Origin of the sequence: Campylobacter avium LMG 24591, assembly GCF_002238335.1 — a bacterium.
Taxonomy (GTDB): domain Bacteria; phylum Campylobacterota; class Campylobacteria; order Campylobacterales; family Campylobacteraceae; genus Campylobacter_D; species Campylobacter_D avium.
Genome location: NZ_CP022347.1, coordinates 18,144 through 33,919, shown reverse-complemented (window position 1 = coordinate 33,919; position 15,776 = coordinate 18,144). Strand labels below are relative to the sequence as shown.

Annotated in this window: 14 protein-coding genes; 8 read left to right on the top strand and 6 right to left on the bottom strand. The window is 36.3% G+C overall.

The annotated features are described in order from the left end of the window. Positions 1 to 34 precede the first annotated feature (34 nt). The 5 genes from CAV_RS00160 (at position 35) to CAV_RS09160 (ending at position 4,491) form a co-directional block, all read left to right on the top strand. On the top strand, positions 35 to 466 hold the full coding sequence (locus CAV_RS00160) for a cupin domain-containing protein (RefSeq protein WP_094324514.1): 432 nt from the start codon (positions 35 to 37) through the stop codon (positions 464 to 466). Between the two features lie 162 nt (positions 467 to 628). Further along, complete coding sequence (locus tag CAV_RS00155) at positions 629 to 2,311, top strand: glycosyltransferase (RefSeq protein ID WP_094752776.1); 1,683 nt, start codon at positions 629 to 631, stop codon at positions 2,309 to 2,311. A gap of 337 nt (positions 2,312 to 2,648) precedes the next feature. Continuing rightward, on the top strand, positions 2,649 to 3,755 hold the full coding sequence (locus CAV_RS00150) for an NAD(P)-dependent alcohol dehydrogenase (RefSeq protein ID WP_094324513.1): 1,107 nt from the start codon (positions 2,649 to 2,651) through the stop codon (positions 3,753 to 3,755). 10 nt (positions 3,756 to 3,765) lie between these two features. Beyond that, a complete protein-coding gene (locus CAV_RS00145; RefSeq protein ID WP_094324502.1) occupies positions 3,766 to 4,350 on the top strand; it encodes an NAD(P)H-dependent oxidoreductase in 585 nt (194 codons plus the stop codon). An 18-nt stretch (positions 4,351 to 4,368) separates the two neighbouring features. Then, positions 4,369 to 4,491, top strand: a complete 123-nt coding sequence (locus tag CAV_RS09160) for a hypothetical protein (protein WP_261786917.1) — start codon at positions 4,369 to 4,371, stop codon at positions 4,489 to 4,491. Between the two features lie 36 nt (positions 4,492 to 4,527). On the opposite strand, the gene CAV_RS00140 is transcribed toward CAV_RS09160, so the two are convergent. Then, positions 4,528 to 6,897 (bottom strand): ribonucleoside-diphosphate reductase subunit alpha, encoded by a 2,370-nt coding sequence (locus tag CAV_RS00140; RefSeq protein ID WP_094324501.1) that lies wholly within the window; start codon positions 6,895 to 6,897, stop codon positions 4,528 to 4,530. Between the two features lie 15 nt (positions 6,898 to 6,912). After that, positions 6,913 to 8,241, bottom strand: coding sequence for an adenylosuccinate lyase (purB, locus tag CAV_RS00135; protein ID WP_094324500.1), 1,329 nt, complete (start codon positions 8,239 to 8,241; stop codon positions 6,913 to 6,915). Positions 8,242 to 8,343: 102 nt separating this feature from the next. Here purB and CAV_RS00130 point away from each other — a divergent pair, with 102 nt between their 5' ends. Further along, positions 8,344 to 9,249: an RluA family pseudouridine synthase gene (locus CAV_RS00130; protein WP_094324499.1), complete on the top strand. Its 906-nt coding sequence runs from the start codon at positions 8,344 to 8,346 to the stop codon at positions 9,247 to 9,249. Between the two features lie 102 nt (positions 9,250 to 9,351). Here CAV_RS00130 and CAV_RS00125 read toward each other — a convergent pair whose 3' ends face one another. From CAV_RS00125 to CAV_RS00115, 3 genes are all read right to left on the bottom strand, one after another. Continuing rightward, on the bottom strand, positions 9,352 to 9,696 hold the full coding sequence (locus CAV_RS00125) for a RidA family protein (protein WP_094324498.1): 345 nt from the start codon (positions 9,694 to 9,696) through the stop codon (positions 9,352 to 9,354). Positions 9,697 to 9,845: 149 nt separating this feature from the next. Continuing rightward, positions 9,846 to 11,165 (bottom strand): NAD(P)/FAD-dependent oxidoreductase, encoded by a 1,320-nt coding sequence (locus CAV_RS00120; protein WP_094324497.1) that lies wholly within the window; start codon positions 11,163 to 11,165, stop codon positions 9,846 to 9,848. A gap of 213 nt (positions 11,166 to 11,378) precedes the next feature. After that, entirely contained in the window at positions 11,379 to 12,521 is a 1,143-nt protein-coding gene (locus CAV_RS00115; protein WP_094324512.1) for an aldo/keto reductase, read from the bottom strand. A 176-nt stretch (positions 12,522 to 12,697) separates the two neighbouring features. On the opposite strand from CAV_RS00115, the gene CAV_RS00110 reads away from it, so the two are divergent. Further along, on the top strand, positions 12,698 to 13,123 hold the full coding sequence (locus CAV_RS00110) for a MerR family transcriptional regulator (RefSeq protein ID WP_094324496.1): 426 nt from the start codon (positions 12,698 to 12,700) through the stop codon (positions 13,121 to 13,123). Positions 13,124 to 13,181: 58 nt separating this feature from the next. Here the strand turns inward: CAV_RS00110 and CAV_RS00105 are convergent, their stop codons facing one another. Next, on the bottom strand, positions 13,182 to 13,340 hold the full coding sequence (locus tag CAV_RS00105) for a glutamine amidotransferase-related protein (RefSeq protein WP_286006192.1): 159 nt from the start codon (positions 13,338 to 13,340) through the stop codon (positions 13,182 to 13,184). Between the two features lie 135 nt (positions 13,341 to 13,475). On the opposite strand from CAV_RS00105, the gene CAV_RS00100 reads away from it, so the two are divergent. After that, entirely contained in the window at positions 13,476 to 15,764 is a 2,289-nt protein-coding gene (locus CAV_RS00100; protein ID WP_094752775.1) for an autotransporter outer membrane beta-barrel domain-containing protein, read from the top strand. Positions 15,765 to 15,776: the final 12 nt, after the last annotated feature.

Here is a 15,776-nt window from a genome sequence, read left to right as displayed (position 1 = left end):
ACTATTTATACTAACACTTTTAGGAGGTGTGGCGATGGCTGATACACAGACAATCACAAAAAGCGGTGAGCTTGCTAGCTTAAAAGGAGATTCTAAAATCTTTAGCGGCGATGTTAAGGTTTCTATGATGTTTAAATCAGATTCTTGGAGGGACTTTGGCGGGGCTTTAGTAGAATTTAGCAAGAACGCTAGATCTGCGTGGCATACGCATACCGCAGGACAGACACTCATCGTAACAGAAGGTGAGATTCTTACAAAAGTGCCCGGACAAAAAGCAAGTATCGCTAAAAAAGGCGATGTGATTTCTTGTCCTCCAAATGTGAGGCATTTTCACGGCGCCACTGATACAAGCAAAGGCTCTCACATAGCTTTAAATCAAGAAAAAGACGGCAAGAATGTAGCTTGGGAAAATTTGGTTAGCGATAGTGAGTATAAAGAGGCTTTAAAAGAAGCTAGGGGTAAATAAAATATAAAAGAGGGGCGAGTTTTAAAACCCCTTCGCCCTTGTATGCTTACACACAAAGCTAAAAATAAAGTTATCCTTAATCTTGCTTTTAAAACAAGTTTAATTAAATATTTTGTTTTTTTTTTTTTTGATAAAATGAGCCTTTATTTTTAAAGAGGGTTTATGAGTAAGATTAGCATTTTTTTATCTAGCGATGAAAGGTATGATTTTGCCTTAGCAAATGTCATCATAGGGCTTAAAAGATATAACGAGCATTTGATAGATAAAATTTACATAATGTATGATGGCATAGATGAAAGCACCTTAGCAAAAATTCAAAGTATTTACAGCGAGGCTATAGAGTTTATAAGATATAGCGATGAGGATTTTTCAAGGGATGTAAGGCATTCAAGCTATATAAAAGAGCACCAATTCTTAAAAAATTATAGCAAATTTGCCTTTGCTAAATTTTATATTTTTGATTTGCTTGAAAAAAGTCCTAAAAGCACTAAGGGTTTGGTACTTTTAGATGTGGATATGTTAGTTTGTGATTCTTTTGAATGCTTACTTGATTTAGAGCAGGATTACTGTGCAAAGGTTGATGTATATAACACTCAAAGTGCAAATGCCTACTTCAAAGAAAGAGGCTTAGCTGTGGATTTAAGCACCCATCCAAAGTGTAATGGAGGCTTTTTGTATTTTAACAAAAAGATTTTTGAAAAAGAAGGCGTTAGAAATTTGACCACTCTTTGCTTTGAGCTTTTATACTCTATAATGCACGAAAAGGACTATAAATGCCTTTATGATGAGGAAATCTTTTCTATAGTGGCTAAGAGCTTTGATTTTTCTTTTAAAAATGCAAAAGATTTAGGCTTAAATTCCTTGCTTTATCTTTTTGAAAATGTGGATATAAAAACAAAGCTCATACACGGCTTAGGACTTTCTAAATTTTGGTATAACCCAGCCTCTTTTTACTGCTTTAATGAATGGTATGTAAATCATAAAATTTGGCTAAAAAGATACAAGGGCGAGGATAAAATTCCTATACCAGCCTTGCCTGTAAATGAACTTAAAGATAGCAGAGACTTTTTTATGTTTTTAAGCTTTTATAATAAAAATATAAATGCCATAAAAGATTTGCAAAATTTTGCCTTAGAAAATGATATAGCTTTGCAATGCATACAAGAAGGTTACAATGTAAAAATTTTCTTAAGCGACTTTGATATAAGCATAAATTTAATCCACAAAGCAAGTGATATAATAGGGCAAAATGAAGAGCTTTATCAAATTCAAGGCTTGGATGAAAGGCATTTAGATATAGTGCAAAATTTAGGCTTTAAGGAAAATGGAGCTTTTTATGAGAAAAGATTAATGGCTCTTGTTTTTGATTTCTTTTTCTTTAAATATCTAAATGATGTAAAATCTTTTATCATAGCACTTTATGAGAGCTTTTTACCTAAAAATAAGACAGGAAAAAGGCAACTTTTAATGAATGAGCTTTGCCCAAATATCTACACAAGTGCAAAATTTAGGGTGCAAAACCATCTAGCTTATAAACTAGGACTTGCCTTTTTGCAAAATTCAAAGTCCTTAAAGGGCTTTATAAGAATGCCTTTTATTCTATCTTATATAAAAGAAAAACACAAAGCTGAGCAAAGAGCTTATGATGACAAAATTTCAAACAACGCTTTTTTAAAGCTTCCTCCTTTAGATAGTTATCCAGACTATGAAAGTGCCTTAAAAGAAAAAGAGAGTTTAGCTTATAAACTTGGAGAAGCTTTAGTGCAAAATATAAAACGGGGGGGGGCATTGAAATATATAAGATTTATGAAAGATGTGCGTAGGATAAAAAGGGAGTTTGAATAGAAAAATCAAAACATAATTAAATGCGTATAAAGTAAAATTTCCTCATTTAATCTTAGTCAAAAATTATATAAGAGCCTTTCAAAAGCTTAAAAATAATTCTGCACTAAAGTTTAAATTTTAATTATTTACCCCTTGACTTAGACCAACTCTCATCTTTTATAATTTTGCTACGAAACTAAAATTCTAAAATATCTTGATTTAAGGAGTTTTTATGCAAGAAAGGCGTGAGTTTTTAAAAACAGGTGCGAAAGTTGCCGGCGGAGTGGCGTTAGCTGCTATGGGAGTTAGTGCGCTTTTTGCAAATTCTAGGACAGACCCTACAAACACAGGTGTAAGGCTGTTAGGAGATTCTAAAATCCCTTTTAAAAGTGGAGAGAGAATACCAGCACGCGGCTATGCGGCATTTAGCAAAGAATGGAAATTTAAACCCTATGAATTTACCCGCCATCCGCTAGGGCAAAATGATGTGCTTTTAGAGATTTTATATGCGGGGATTTGCCATAGCGATTTGCACGCTGTTAGTGGCGATCATGGCTCGCCAAGCTATCCTATGGTGCCAGGTCATGAGATAATGGGCAAAGTCGTGGCAGTGGGCGATAAGGTGAGCAAATTTAAGGTCGGCGATTATGCTGGAGTGGGCTGTATGGTCAATAGCTGCGGGGAATGCGAGGCGTGCAAAGCAAGCAAAGAGCAGTACTGCAGCAATGCCAAAACGGTTTTTACTTATAATTCCAAAGATGTCTTCCATGGGGGCGAGAATACCTATGGCGGGTATTCAAACAACATTGTTTTGAGCGAAAAATTTGCTATCAAAGTACCTAAGAATGCCGAGATTGAGAAAGTCGCACCACTTCTTTGTGCCGGTATTACCACCTATTCGCCTATAATGTTTAGCAAGGTTTCTAAAGGGCAAAAGGTTGCTGTGGCAGGTGTTGGCGGACTTGGACATATGGCTTTGCAATACATGGTAAAGCTAGGAGCTGAAGTTACTTGCTTTGATATTGTGGATAAAGAAAATGCGTGCAAGGCCTTGGGGGCAAAGGAATTTGTCAATGTCAAAAGTGCGAGATTTAAAGAATTTGCTAATACTTTTGACTTCATCATCTCAACAATCCCCTATCATTACGACATCAACGCTTACCGCGCAATGCTGAAATTTGGCGGGGAAATGGCGATAGTGGGACTACCCTCACACAAAGACGCACCCAGCTTAAATTCACAGACTTTCATCTGGCAACTTCAAAACAAAAGGCTTTATAGCTCACTTATAGGCGGGATTAAAGAAACCCAAGAAATGTTGGACTTTTCGGTAAAACATAGCATTTATCCAAAAGTGGAGATTATTAAAATTAGCGAGTTAAACTCTGCGTATAAAAAGGTTGCCGAGGGCAAGGCAGATTTTCGCTTTGTGATTGATATGAAAAGCTTGGAAGCTAAACTATAAAGGAAAAGCAATGAAAACGATACTTTTACTAAATGGCTCTAAAAAATTTGGAAGTAGTGAGGGCAGGCTCTCTGCAACCTTACAAGAAGTGGCAAAAGAGACTTTAAGCTCTCTAGGACATAAGGTGCTTGAAACACATATCGACAAAGGCTACACGGTAGAATCTGAAGTAAAAAAGCTCCTAGATTCTGATGTGTGGATATACCAAATGCCCGGCTGGTGGATGGGCGAGCCTTGGATAGTCAAAGAATACATCGATAAAGTCTATATGGCCGGGGCTGGTAAGTTTTTCACTAGCGATGGACGCCACAGGGATAATCCGACTAAGAATTACGGCACAGGCGGGCTTTTGCAAGATAAAAGATACATGTTTAGCCTCACTTGGAATGCCCCGCTAGAAGCCTTTAATGATAAAAATGAGTTTTTTGGCGGCGTGGGTGTCGATGGGGTGTATTTACATCTGCATAAGGCGCACGAGTTTATGGGCTTAAAGGCGTTGCCAACTTTTATCTGTAATGATGTGGTGAAAAATCCGCAAGTTGAGAAATTTAAGGCTGAGTATAAGGCGCATTTAGAGAATGCTTTGAAAATCTAAATATACAAAGGAAACACAATGCAAGAAAGCACAAAAGATATTTTTGAAAAAGATAAAAAGCGGGGCGTTAAAAGCTTTGAATTTAAGGCTTTGAGTGTTTTAAAGACAAAAAAGGGAGGGTGTGTAAAAAAGCACTTATAAAAAGGTGAAAATTAATCCCTAGAAGCTCTAGGGATTTTATTGGCAACCCTCGCACTCTATGCTTCTATCTACTGTGTCTATTTTGTTGCTATCTGGGCTTTCGCTTCTTAGATAATAAGTTGATTTCAGTCCAAGCTCCCAAGCAAGCATATAAATATCATTTAGATAACCCCCGCTTGCCTTGTCTAAGGACATAAAGATATTTAGGCTCTGTCCTTGGTCTATCCACTTTCCACGCACAGCAGCAGCCTTTACAAGCACTCTTTGGTCTAGTTCGTAAGCTGGAGTGTAGTAGTTCCAGGTGTTTAAATTCAAATTTGGCACCACGCAAGGTATCATCCCGCTTAAATTTTGCTCAAACCACTTGCGTTTATATATAGGCTCTATGGTTTGAGTGGTTCCAACCAAAATAGATATGGACGAAGTCGGAGCTATGGCCATAAGATAGCCATTTCTCATGCCTACCTTTTTCACCCTAGCTCTTAGCTTCTCCCAATCACAGTCGCTTTGCTCAAAAAGCCCGTCTCTTAGGGTGAGCGCCTTTGCCTTTTTGTTTGCTAAGTCTATAGGAAAAATCCCTTTGCTCCAATTAGAACCCTCAAATTTAGGATACACGCCTTTTTCAGCAGCCAAAGAAGCAGAAGCGTTTATGGCCTCATAGCTTATATTTTCCATTATCTTATCTATCTTGTGAAAATGCTCCTCAGAACCCCAATAAATGCCCTCCTCAGCAAGCATTTGTGCCTCGCCCATAACCCCAAGTCCTATGGCTCTTGTTTGTAAATTTGTATCCTTTACCTTTAAATGAGGATAGAAATTTAAATCAATCACATTATCAAGCATTCTAATGGCAGTAGGCACGACCCTTTGGATATCCTCTTTTGTTTTTACCTTGCTTAAATTCACAGAGGCTAGGTTGCAAACCGCGGTTTTGCCGTTGTGCTTGTGCTTTTCTACTATATAGACTTTTTTGCCGTTTATGCTATCTAGGGTGCTTATCTTTTTGGCTGGCTTTTGGTGTCCTGTGTCTATGATGATGATTTCCTCCTCATCGTAGCAATCGACACTGCCGTCCTCGTATCTTACTTCTATTTGATAATAATTTGGCTCTGTGTTTTGAAAAATTTCAGTGCATAAATTTGAGCTTCTTATAAGCCCGTCATGTGCGTTTGGATTTACGCTATTTGCACTATCTTTAAAGCATAAAAAAGGAAGTCCTGTTTCAAAATAATTTAGCAAGACCTTTTTCCAAAGCTCTTTTGCCTCTATCCTTTCTTTTACTATGCTTTCATCTTTTTCGTATTCTTCGTATCTTGCTTTAAACTTATCTCCGTACAAATCGCATAAATCAGGCGTATCAGCCGGGTCAAAAAGAGTCCAAATTCCATTATCTCTCACCCTTTGCATAAATATATCGTTTATCCAAAGTGCTGGGAAAAGCTCGTGCGTTCTTCTTCTTTCCTCGCCTGAATTTTTCCTAAGCTCCAAAAAATCATTTATATCCATATGCCAAGGCTCGATATAAACAGCGATAGCTCCCTTTCTTGTGCCTAGCTGATCAACTGCTACTGCTATGTCATTTGCTATCTTTAAAAATGGCACTATACCTCCTGCGGCGTTTTTGTGTCCGTCTATACTACCGCCCATAGCCCTGACCTTAGACCAATCCCAGCCTATGCCTCCGCCAAATTTTGAAAGCAAAGCCATTTCCTTAAAAGAATCAAAAATTCCTTCTATATTATCAGGCGTGCTTCCTATATAACAAGAGCTTAGCTGATGTCTTGTGGTTCTTGCATTTGAAAGGGTTGGAGTAGCTAACATAACTTCAAATTTGGAGATTAAATCATAAAATTTCTTAGCCCATTCCTGAGGATTAAACTCATTTTGAGCTAAAAACATAGCTATGCCCATGAACATTTGTTGCGGCAGCTCGATAGGATTTGCCTTTTTATCCTTTATAAGATACCTATCATAAAGGGTTTTTATGCCAAGATAAGTAAATTGCAAGTCTCTTTCTGGCTTTATATACTCATTTAAGTCATCTAAATCATACTTTTCTTTTAAGCCAAGTATCATCCTGCCTTCTTTTTCAGCCTTTGAAAAATAATCCCTTAAGTGATTGTATCTATTCATACCATTTGCTTTTTTATATAAGTCATACAAAAAGAGCCTAGCTGCCACAAAGGTCCAATTTGGACAATCCACATCTATCTTATCAACAGCAGTTTTTATAAGAGTTTTTTGAATTTCTTCGGTTGAAATTCCGTCTCTAAACTGAATTTTAGCATCTAGTTCTAGCTCACTTACATTTACACCCTCAAGCCCTGCAACTGCGTCATTTGTGCATTTTTTGATCTTTGATATATCAAGTTCTTCTGTGCGACCATTTCTTTTTATAACTTTCATAAAAAACCTTTAAATTTATTTAAATACTCTAGAAAAGATAGAATTTACATTTCTTAAGTAGTATGAGTAATCAAAACAAGCTCTAATGTCCTCCTCGCTCATCCTAGCCCTTAAGTCCTCATCCTCAAGCAGGGCTAGTAAGAATAAGCTTTCATTTTTTTCATTTATCGCCTTTTTACCCTCGCCTAAATCTTGCCAGACCTTCATAGCATTTCTTTGCACTATCTTATAAGACTCTTCTCTGCTAAGTCCTTTTAATGGTAATTCTAAAAGCACTCTTTGCGAAAAGACTAAGCCCCCTGTTAGATTTAAATTTTTCATCATATTTTTTGGATAAACAAGTAAGTTCTCTATAAGCTTTGTAAGTCTATCAAGCATAAAATCACTTGTGATAAAAATATCAGGCAGCATAAATCTTTCCACGCTTGAATGACTTATGTCTCTTTCGTGCCACAAAGCTACATTTTCTAAGGCTGGATTTACAAAGGCTCTTATAATTCTGCAAAGTCCGGTTACATTCTCACTTAGCACGGGATTTCTTTTATGCGGCATAGCTGAACTTCCCTTTTGTCCCTTAGAAAAATACTCCTCCGCCTCATAAACTTCAGTTCTTTGAAAATGCCTTATCGCAACGGCTATCTTTTCACAACTTGCAGCCAAAATAGCTAGGGCTGATACGACTTGTGCATGTCTATCTCTTTGCACTACTTGATTTGAAATAGGGGCTGCTTTTAAGCCTAAAAGCTCACAAGTTTTTTCCTCAAGCTCAAGCGGTGAGTGTGCAAAATTTCCCATAGCTCCGCTTAATTTTCCATAGCTTATAAGCTCTTTTGCGTTTATTAGCAAAGACCTTGCATTTTTAAGCTCATCATACCAAATCCCAAGCACAAGCCCAAAGCTTATAGGCTCGCCGTGAATTCCGTGGCTTCTACCTACCATAAGGGTATTTTTATGCTCATAAGCTCTTTTTTTAATGGCTTCAAGCAAGAGCTTTAAATCTTCTAAAATAAGTTCTAAGCTTTCTTTCATCTGTAAAGCCAGAGCCGTATCTATACAATCAGAGCTTGTCATGCCGTAGTGTAAAAAGCGGCTTTCCTCGCCTAAATTTTCACTTATGGATGTTAAAAAAGCTATCACATCGTGCTTTGTTTCTTTTTCTATCTCATCTATCCTAGCTACATCAAAACTTGCATTTTTGCAAATCTTTTCACAATCCCCATCGCTTATAAAACCTAGCTCATTCCAAGCCTTAACAGCGGCTAACTCAACCTTTAGCCAATATGAGTATTTTGCTTCTATACTCCACTTATCAGCCATAATTTTTCTGCTATATCTTTGAACCACTTTTTAAGCCTTTTGTTTATAAAATGAGTTTTGATTTTACTGAAAAAAAGTTTTATTATGTATTAAAATTTTTTAAATTTAATCTTAAAATTGAGGATAAAAATGCCCTACATAAAAAAGGAGCTCAAACTCCGGAATTTAAGAGCTTACGAGCTTCTTATGCAAGAACAAAATATATCTATGTCCCGTGCTCAAAGATTGATAGATAAAAAAAGATTATTTTGTAATGATGTGCCGGTGAGCAAAAAAAACGAGTTTTTAAGCGGCAAGATAGAATTGCTTGTATATGAAAACAAGGCACAAGGCGTGGAAGTAGTGTTTGAAGAAGATGATTTTGCCGTGCTTGAAAAGGCTAGTGGCGTTTTAAGCCACCCAAATGGCAGACACTGCAAATACAGTCTCTGCGATGAAATTTGGGCTCTTTGGGGTGAGCAAGCTTGTGTGGCACACAGACTTGATAAGCAAACAAGTGGTCTTATATTAGTTGCAAAAAATAAAAATGCACAGATTGAGCTTAAAAAGATGTTTGAAAACAAAGAGATAAAAAAGCAGTATTTAGCCCTAGTTAAGGGCGAAACTCCTAGGGAATTCACGGTTAATAAAGCTTTGGCTCTTGCTGATGATTACGATGATGTAAAAATTAGAGTAAGGCCTTGTGATAGTGGGAAAAAGGCTATTTCACTCTTTACAAGGCTTGAGTATTTTAAGGATTTAGACGCTTCTTTTTTGCTTTGCAAACCACTTACAGGCAGACAACATCAGCTAAGAGCGCATTTATTTTACAGCGGATATAGAATTTTAGGAGACTGTTTGTATGGTTTAGAAAAAGGTGATATTGAAAGAATTTTAGATGAGCTTGTAAGCGAAAAAGAACTTTTAAAATTATGCCTAGCAACCAGGCTTTGCTTGCATTCTTATAATCTTAGCTTTGAATTTAAGGGAAAATTTTATGATATATACTCAAAAAAAGATGCAAAAAAGGACTTTTTAAAAGCCTTGCATTTGTAAATTTTTTGTCAATAAATTAAAACAGTCCGTGCAAAATAGCACGGACGAGGGCGTTGCGGCCGTGACTGAGCAAATTAAGAAACTGACTACAAAGTAAGAGCTTTATAAGGCTCCAAAGGCTTGAATTTCCACCAAATACCCCTCAACCAAAGTAGCTCCCACGCAAGCTCTTGCAGGTTTTGGGATGTCTTTTACCCACTCATCATACACTTCATTCATGGCTTCAAAGTCGCTCATATCATTAAGCCAAATTTGAATTCTGCTTATATTAGCCTTTGTGGCGCCTATGCTTTTTAAAACCTCGTCTATATTATCCAGGCTTTGTTTAGTTTGTGTTTTTATATCTTGTTTTGTGTCCTCACAAACCTGCCCGGCAGTCTCGAAAAAGCCATTGTCGTGCAATACAACTTGCGACATTCTCTCATCTTCTAAAAATCTTTTCATTATCTCTCCTTTATGTTAAGTAAAATTTAACGATACCCAAGCCAAAACATGCAAATACCGCTTAGCTAGGGCTGATTAAGCTATAGCATGAAATTAGCCAGCAAAGGCTAGCCTGTAAAAATCTAACAAGGGCAAATTCAAAATCAAGCTTTTTATATATCATTTGCCGCATTTTTTTGCTCGTACCACAGTCTTATCTTAGCGCCTATGGATCTTAGTGGTTCAGGCGGTATAAAATTTGCCTTGTTGTGCTTGATTATAAAGTCCAAATTTTCTGAGCTCTTTTTCGCTATCAAATCAGCCATATAATACCCAAGATAAACCCCTTTAGCCATGCCAACTCCATTGCTTCCGCTCATTGCAAAAACATTATCATCAATTTCACCAAAAACGCTTTCGTGATTTAAAGTCATACAAAGCGTCCCGCCCCAAGTAAATTCGAAATTCTTGTGTTTAAGATTAGGAAATCTAGCCTCAAAAGAAAGCCTGTGTTGCTCAAAGGCCCTTCTTAAATCATGCTCGCTGCAAGTTAAATTTGGCATAAAATCAAGCACATTTCTAACAAAAATTCTCCTATCGGGAGTGAAGCGAACCGTCGTTCCGGCAGGGTGTGCGGAGGTTAATCCATAAGGCTTTATGTCTTTAAAATACCTTTCATATTCCTCATCACTTAGCCTCTGGGTTAAAGAACCGTAAGTAAAAATAGGTGCTTGTCTGTTTTTAACTAAGCCAAATTCCTCTAAATAAGTATCAAGTGCTAGAACCAAAATTTCGCAAGTTACAGAGCCTGCGTAGCTTTTAAGCACCTTTTGCTTGCCGTATTTTACTTCTATGATAGGGCTTTGCTCAAAAACTTCTACATTTTTAGGCAAGCTTTTTATTAGGCCTCTCATTAGGGCTGATGGGTTCATTAAGATATTATTAGGCGTAAATACAGCCTCCTTGTAATAGCTAGTTCCTAGCCTTGCTTCCAAATCCTTGCCTTTTATCCTTTGAAATTCAAATCCACACGGCTTTAAATGTTTTTCAAAATTATCTAAACCTTGCAAATTCGAGCTTTCGTGAGCACACATGTATTTTCCTATTTTTTGCCAATCACACTGTATGTTGTTTTCTTTCACAATCTTATCTAGGATGTCTATGGCAAAGCAATTTAACTCATATATCTTAAGATCATGTTCTAAATTTGGCTCAAATCCGTCAACATTGTGTGGTAAATCTATTATAAATCCGGCATTCCTGCTGCTTGTTCCTTGACCTATTTTTAGTGCTTCTACTAGGGCGATTTTTGAATTTGGATACTGTTTTGCTAGGAAATTCGCTGTGCTAAAACCAGCTATACCAGCACCCACGACGCATATATCTACATTTATATCGCTTTTGAGTTTTTTGCCTATATCTTCGTTCTTATCCTTGCAAAGCTCAAACCAAGCTAGGTCTCCGTCTAGTCTAGGAAATCTTTTTATCTTCATTTAAACTCCTTGTGCATATATTTTACTAAATATATTTTGCTTTGCTTGAATTTTTTTCTTTATTTAGTACAAATTTTATCGCTAAATGATAACAACTGCTAGTTCATTAATCAAGAGTGCAAACTTAATAACAATATATGAGTGATGACAGTCTTGTCAAGTGTTTTGCTTGCTTGAATTTATTGCGTTAAAAACACCTGACATTAAATCTTTTTAAAGTCCTACGCTTTTAGCTTGTGCTGAGCCCACAGGGTATCGCTCACCTACTATTTTTATCGCTTTTATCCTTGTATCTATCTCTTGCAATTCTTCTTTGCTAAAGCTTATCTTTAAAGCTCCTAAATTTTGCTTTAGGTGTGCTAGTTTGGTAGTTTCAGGGATTGGCATTATAAAGGGCTTTTGTGCTAGTAGCCAAGCTAGGGCAATTTGTGCTGTTGTGGCTTCTTTGCCATCCACCTTTTTGCTTTTTGCTAACTCTCTTAGATACTCTATAAAGACTTGATTTGCCTTTAAAGCTTCAGGCGTAAATCTAGGAAAAGACGCCCTCATATCAAGCTCTGGATGAAATTTGGTATTTTCATTCATAAGCCCACCTAAAAAACCTCGCTCTAATGGAGAATACGCGCTAAATCCTATGCCAAGCTCCTCGCAAGTGCTTAAAACATCATTGCTTTCAACCTCCCTCATCATCATAGAATAATGACTTTGTATTGAGGTAATAGGACAAACCTTGTGTGCCCTTCTTATAGTCCTTGCACCCGCCTCGCTTAAGCCATAATGCCTAATCTTGCCCATTTTTATAAGCTCACTCATCGTTTGTGCCACCTCCTCAATAGGCGTATCCGTATCCACTCTGTGCTGGGTGTAAAGGTCAATGTAGTCTGTTTGAAGACGTTTTAAGCTCTCATCCACCGCACGAAAAATCGACTTTTTACTAGAATCTTGTTGCTGCACTTTAAAAGGATAGTAAAGTCCAAATTTAGTTCCAATCACTACCTTATCGCGTCTATCCTTAAAAGCCTTGCCAAGCAAGATTTCATTAGTATGTGGTCCATAAATTTCAGCCGTATCAAAATACCTTACACCCAGCTCGAAAGCTTCGTGCAAAAGCCTTATCATATCTTTTACAGGCGGTGGCACTCCGTGATTTGCACTCATACCCATACAACCAAGCCCTAGTGCTGAAACCTCTAAAGCCGCTTTATCTTTGCCTAAAATTCTGCTTGGTAAAGTTTGAATAGAGCTTTTTGAGCTTTTAAAATCTTGTGCAAAAACTCTCGTGCCTAAACTAGCCAAAGCCGCTGCACCTAACATCACCTTGCCTGAGTTTTTTAAAAACTCTCTTCTTGAATCCATGCTTTTCAAGTTTTCCCCCTTAAAAGAATTTAAAGTTACAAAAGCATTATAAAAGATGAGAGCTAGTCTAAGTCAAGCATTTTTCTTAAAATTTTTTTTTGAAATATTTTATTTTTCTCTTGACTTAGACTAACTCTAATGCTTTATAATAGTACAAAATAAAAGAAAGGTTGAAAATGGCTTATACTATCATAGAAGTAGAAAGAAAGACAGGGGTTTCATCTCACACCTTGCGTTTTTGGGCGAAAAAAGGGCTTTTTCCTTTCGTGCAAAAGGACGATAACAAAGTAAAGTATTTCAGTAAAAGAGATGTGGAGTGGGTTGGCTGGATAAATTGGCTTAGAAAGTCCCAAATGGACATACCTAGCATAAGGCACTACATACACCTTGCAAATCAAGGCGAAGGCACAGCACAAGAAAGAAGAGACATGATAGCAAGGCAAAAAGAAATTGTTGAGGACAATATAGAGGAGCTTCAATCCGTGCTTGAAGTGCTTAGCAAAAAGCTTAAAATGTATGATGAAATGCTTGCTAACAATATAGACGGCTTTAACCCTCAAAGCTCGCAATACAAATCCTGCGACACCGTAAAAAAGCTCTAGCACGAGCTAGTTTACGATGAAAATCTTAACTTTTGCATTTGTATGTACTAAGATATTTTTAAGCCAAGCTAAGCCAATTTTTAAAAAGCCTTTTGCCATAAGTGCTTAAAATCGCTTCTGGGTGAAATTGCACACCAAAAGTTGGGTAGCTTTTATGAGCTAGTGCCATTTCTACGCCCTCACTACTTTGCACTAAGCTTACTTTTGCCTTTAAAATCTTTAGAAGGCTTACGAGATTAGTAGAAATTTAAAAAATTTTAAAATTTTTTGCTTTTTTGTTAGCCTCATTAATCGTTTTTTTTTTGTTATATAATTTTTCCTCGTTTTTAACTTGAATTTACAAAGATTTTTTATGAGAAAAGCATTATTTTTGCTCACACTTTTATATTCATACTCTTTTGCCTTAGATATATATGGTTTCAATATGGGCGAACGCTATATTACTTTAAATGATGGAGAAATTAGAAGATTTGATGGCGACGCATTACAATTTTTCAGTAGCTACTTTGAAAAACAGTTCATATACCAAGGACCTGAAAACTCAACATTCATAGTAGCAGACAACCGACTAGTCACGGATAAGTCCTACAACATGAGAGCTTATATTATAGTAGATTCAGGCAGGTTGGTTATGAATTTAAATAGCACAAATAGCAATGGTGTGTTTGCACTAGATAATAGCTATCTTCATGGCGTGTATTTTAATTTTAGTAATAATCATACAAGTAATTATGCGTCTTTTACTGGTCCACTTATACTTGCAAATCCTGGTTCAACTATAGATATAACTACTATTAATACTTTTTTTATAGGTCGGGGTAATTTAATACTTGATAACTCCACCATAAATATAACTAATGTAAAAAGATTAATAAATCAAACTCTTGCAGATCATGGTGCAACCATAATCAATCATTCCGGCACACTTTATATAGGTGCTGATGTGTATAATTATTATTATATTGATCAAGAATTCTATTATATGGGGAAGGCTTATACTCGTGAAACACACGGGGGACATTTTTATCAAAGTGCGGGCACTAGCACTATAAAAGGTTCTTTTTATAATGGAGGCACTGAAAATATCATTATAAAAGACGGACCTTATCCTGGAGGAGAGTTTGATCCAACAGCTCCTCAAGAAAGACTAGACGCCTTAGTAGAAATAGAAAACGGCGGAAAATTTACTGTAAATGGCAACTTTGAAAATGGTAAAAATGATCCTAGTATTGGCTGTATTGATGAAGATAATTGCGATTATTTAGGATATCTAGTGGCCAAAGGAGGATCTGAAATTATAGTAGGTGGAGATTTTAAAAGCGACGCACAAGGAGATAGCTTTGTAAGCAATGGCTTTTATTACCGCTCAAGTGTGGATTTGCAAGATTCTACCCTAAAAGTAGGTGGCTCTTTCTCAGCTTACAGAAGCAATATATCATTAACAGGTAATTCTAGCATACATGCAAATTCGTTTTTTCTAGATCATTCAGCTACTTTAAATTTCATAGGAAGTGATACCGGCTTTAGCTTTATAAATGCTACAACTTCAGCTACTTTTAATGGCTCGGTTTCTTTTCAACTAACAGGAAGCTTGCTTAAAAATGATGATATGTCTTATCTAATCCTATTGGCATTTTGTGATGTAAATACTGGTTGTAGTTCTGATGAGGGCGGAGACGGCAATCAAGGCGGAAATGAGGGCGGCAGTGATGATAAACCTACTCCACCAAGTCCAAACACTCCACCAAGCTCTGACCCTATATATAATGCTATTTATGAAGCCTTAGATGGCTCTCTTATAGAAAATGATAATGTTATAAGAACTGCTGCTAGTACTGTTGAAAAACAGATTGAGACTATGCAAGATGAAAGAAAAACATATCAAGGGAATTTAATATATCATAATATGTTAGGTAGAATTGCTCATCTTAGTAGTAGAAATAATAATATTGCTTTTAATAGAAATACTAATAATTATGCACTTTCTAAAAGTAACTCTCGTATAGAAACTGAAGGAATGTATTTAGATAGATTTAACTATAGTTTAGGTTTATACTCAAGAGTTTATATGCCATATTCACTTGAGCTTGATGTATTAGGATACTATGCAAATAATCATAATAAATACGATAGAATTTTTGCTGGTTTAAGTCTTCATCAAGGAGATTATAAAAGACATAATATAGGAGCACAAGCTAGACTTGGATATAGATTTGAATTTAAAAATGAACATAGTTTAAAACCTTATCTTGGTATATTAGGAAGCTATTATAATATGCCTGAGTATAAAGAAAGTGGCTTACTACCTATAAGCAGAAGCACAAATACTTTTACAAGCTTATATGGTGTTTTAGGTATAGAGTATAGAAAAATACTAGATAGTGGAAGCTTTTTTATATCTTTAGAAGGAGTTGATGGAAAAGCTGTCTTTGGAGATAAGAACTATGAAATGAGCATAGGACAAGAAAAAATATCTTATGAAAATCAAAAAGAATTATTTGCAAATGTATTTGCAGGTGTATCTTTTTCTGTATCAAAACACTTAGACTTTACAGCCTCTGTGATGTCTCAAGCATATGAGGGAGGTTTTATAAATGTGAATGGGAGCTTGGGTTTAGGTTATCTTTTTAAGAGATTTTAAATTAAACTAGTG

Excerpts from the sequence above, each read along its gene's own strand:
- CAV_RS00160 (WP_094324514.1), top strand. The coding sequence starts at position 35 with ATGGCTGATACACAGACAATCACAAAAAGCGGTGAGCTTGCTAGCTTA.
- CAV_RS00155 (WP_094752776.1), top strand. The coding sequence starts at position 629 with ATGAGTAAGATTAGCATTTTTTTATCTAGCGATGAAAGGTATGATTTT.
- CAV_RS00145 (WP_094324502.1), top strand. The coding sequence starts at position 3,766 with ATGAAAACGATACTTTTACTAAATGGCTCTAAAAAATTTGGAAGTAGT.
- CAV_RS09160 (WP_261786917.1), top strand. The coding sequence starts at position 4,369 with ATGCAAGAAAGCACAAAAGATATTTTTGAAAAAGATAAAAAGCGGGGC.
- CAV_RS00140 (WP_094324501.1), bottom strand. The coding sequence starts at position 6,897 with ATGAAAGTTATAAAAAGAAATGGTCGCACAGAAGAACTTGATATATCA.
- CAV_RS00130 (WP_094324499.1), top strand. The coding sequence starts at position 8,344 with ATGCCCTACATAAAAAAGGAGCTCAAACTCCGGAATTTAAGAGCTTAC.
- CAV_RS00120 (WP_094324497.1), bottom strand. The coding sequence starts at position 11,165 with ATGAAGATAAAAAGATTTCCTAGACTAGACGGAGACCTAGCTTGGTTT.
- CAV_RS00115 (WP_094324512.1), bottom strand. The coding sequence starts at position 12,521 with ATGGATTCAAGAAGAGAGTTTTTAAAAAACTCAGGCAAGGTGATGTTA.
- CAV_RS00110 (WP_094324496.1), top strand. The coding sequence starts at position 12,698 with ATGGCTTATACTATCATAGAAGTAGAAAGAAAGACAGGGGTTTCATCT.
- CAV_RS00100 (WP_094752775.1), top strand. The coding sequence starts at position 13,476 with ATGAGAAAAGCATTATTTTTGCTCACACTTTTATATTCATACTCTTTT.